The sequence below is a fragment of the Aeromicrobium sp. REDSEA-S32_B7 genome, assembly GCF_001626145.1.
GTDB classification, from domain to species: Bacteria; Actinomycetota; Actinomycetes; order Propionibacteriales; family Nocardioidaceae; genus Aeromicrobium; species Aeromicrobium erythreum.
This window is the reverse complement of the sequence record NZ_LUNF01000208.1, coordinates 1-1,885: the sequence shown is the minus strand read 5'-3', so window position 1 is coordinate 1,885 and position 1,885 is coordinate 1. Positions and strand designations below refer to the sequence as shown.

At 73.2% G+C, this 1,885-nt stretch carries 2 protein-coding genes; one reads left to right on the top strand and one right to left on the bottom strand.

Annotated elements, in window-relative coordinates; all coding sequences use genetic code 11:
- A partial coding sequence (gene rpsB, locus A6Q79_RS13760) for a 30S ribosomal protein S2 (protein ID WP_317698627.1) occupies nucleotides 1-837 on the bottom strand: 837 nt, incomplete at its 3' end.
- Between the two features lie 334 nt (nucleotides 838-1,171).
- On the opposite strand from rpsB, the gene A6Q79_RS13755 reads away from it, so the two are divergent.
- On the top strand, nucleotides 1,172-1,885 hold a 714-nt coding region (locus tag A6Q79_RS13755; protein ID WP_317698626.1), incomplete at its 3' end, for a peptidoglycan DD-metalloendopeptidase family protein.

The following is a 1,885-nucleotide window of genomic DNA, read 5'->3' as shown; positions in this document are numbered from 1 at the left end:
GGTCGCCTCGGCCGCGGGGGCCTCGGCCGCGGGGGCGTCGGCCGCGGGGGCCTCGGCGGGGGCGTCGTCCTTCTTCTCCAGGAGCTCGCGCTCCCACTCGGCCAGCGGCTCCTCGGCGCCGTTCTCGGCACCCTCGGTCTTGGCACCGGAGCGGGCGATGAGGCCCTCGGCCACGGCGTCGGCGACGACGCGGGTCAGCAGGCCGACCGCGCGGATAGCGTCGTCGTTGCCCGGGATCGGGAAGTCGACCTCGTCGGGGTCGCAGTTGGTGTCCAGGATGCCGATGATCGGGATCCGGAGCTTGCGGGCCTCCTCGACGGCGAGGTGCTCCTTCTTGGTGTCGACGATCCACACCGCGGACGGCGTGCGGCCCATGTCGCGCACACCACCGAGGGTGCGGTTGAGCTTGTCGTACTCGCGACGCATCTGGAGGAGCTCCTTCTTCGTGCGGCCGGAGCCGGCCACGTCGTCGAAGTCGATCTCCTCGAGCTCCTTCATGCGCTGGAGGCGCTGGTGCATCGTCTGGAAGTTGGTGAGCATGCCGCCCAGCCAGCGCTGGTTCACGTAGGGCATGCCGACGCGCTTGGCCTGCTCCTCGATCGGCTCCTGCGCCTGGCGCTTCGTGCCGACGAAGAGGATCGTGCCGCCGCGGGCGACGGTGTTCTTGACGAACTCGTAGCCGGCGTCGATGTAGGCCAGCGACTGCTGCAGGTCGATGATGTAGATGCCGTTGCGCTCGGTGAAGATGAAGCGCTTCATCTTCGGGTTCCAGCGACGGGTCTGGTGCCCGAAGTGGACGCCGCTCTCGAGCAGCTCTCGCATGGTGACGACCGCCATGGTCGATCCTTCCTGTGGACGCACCGGCCCGAGGGCGGGTGGTCCGGTTCCTGGTTGACGCACCACCGGTCGGTGGTGCCCTGACTCCCGCGCCGCGCGAGCCGACCTGCGAGCAGGACCAGGGTCGCGCCCGAGGTTCGACCGGCTGGCGGTGTCACGACGGAGGCGGGCGTGCGAATTTCACGTCCGAGGACGTGATGGGGCCAGTCTAGGACACGGGGCCGGAGATCGAGAAATCCACAGGTCGGCGGCGACCGCGTGCCGCACGTCGACGGCGTCCACACCTCTGCGTCGGCCCCTGGAGCGGCGGCGTCGGCGACGGTTGGCTCGGGTCATGCGTCGTCCGTCCTCGAGTGCCCTGCTCCTGCTGGTCCCCCTCCTCACGCTGCTGACGCTCCTCCTGCCCGGCCCGGCCGTCGCCGACGAGAGGCCCGCCGACGGCCCGCCGTGGCGGTGGCCCCTGGGCTCGCGCCAGGTGACGGCGGACTTCGACCTGCCCGACGGGCCCTACCGTGCGGGTCACCGTGGCGTCGACCTGCCCGGTCGCGCCGGTGAGCCGGTCCGCTCGGTAGCGGTCGGGCGGGTGCTGTTCTCGGGCACCGTCGCCGGCGTGGGCGTGGTGACGGTCGAGCACGGGGCGGAGCGGTCCACCTACCAGCCCGTGGTCCGCCGGGTCGTCCGCGCCGGCGACGCGGTGCAGGCGGGCGACGTCCTCGGCCGGCTCGACGTCGCGGGATCGCACTGCGCCGGACCGTGCCTGCACCTCGGTCGGCTCGACGGCGAGCGCTACCTCGACCCGCGGGGGCGCCTGACGGGTGCGTCGCGGTTCGTGCTCGTCGACCCGGGAGGCCCGCTCCCCCGCCCGCCCGCGGGCACGTCCGGCGCGGCAGGAGGGACGGGTGCGTGGTCGCGACCGGTGGGAGGGCCGGTCACGTCGGCGTACGGGATGCGGGTGCACCCGGTCACCGGGGTGCGCACGCTGCACGACGGCGTCGACCTCGGCGCCGCGTGCGGCACGCCGGTGCGGGCCGCGCGCGCCGGCACGGTG